Raw genomic sequence first — 560 nt, 5'->3', positions numbered from 1 at the left:
CGATTTATTCATTATACGCTCTCTTAAAAGTTGTCTCAGGAATCAGCTTACATCCACTACGCATACGACAAGGTCTTGGACATATCGCTTATTTTTATTGTTTATAGATAAGATAAAGTCTAAGAACTATAAAAAGCAATATGAAGATAAGGACTTATATCCTTACCTTCAAATGGTGAATATTCAAAATGGCGATGAAATTTCGGCGACTGGTTTTATTCCCATCAAAAGTCACGAAATGAGAACTATTGTTATTCCTAAAGGACGCTTTTTAGACGCAGTTAAGAATCGTCTTACGTCTAATTATAAAGCATTAAAGCGCTTCGTTAATAAAAAGCCCGTTTATATTTATTTCATATATCAGACCATGAGTGGCACAGTGAAGGAATTTGTCGTTGAAACAGATTATCAAGACTCCTTGGGAAAAGATTTAGATATGGAATATTTAACAAAAATTCTTGCTGTTCAAGATAAATATAAAACAAAATAAGTTCATATCAAACGGCCATTAGGGTATACCCTATTGGTCTTTTTTGATTCTGTGCTATACTAGGAATTAC

Annotated in this window: 1 protein-coding gene; it reads left to right on the top strand. The window is 32.7% G+C overall.

What is annotated here, in order from left to right:
• Nucleotides 1–490 (top strand): hypothetical protein (locus IV54_RS12050; RefSeq protein ID WP_237756650.1); only part of this gene is annotated, 490 nt, incomplete at its 5' end.
• Nucleotides 491–560: the final 70 nt, after the last annotated feature.

Source organism: Levilactobacillus paucivorans, assembly GCF_001437125.1.
Taxonomy (GTDB): domain Bacteria; phylum Bacillota; class Bacilli; order Lactobacillales; family Lactobacillaceae; genus Levilactobacillus; species Levilactobacillus paucivorans.
This window is presented reverse-complemented; position numbering and strand designations above follow the sequence as displayed.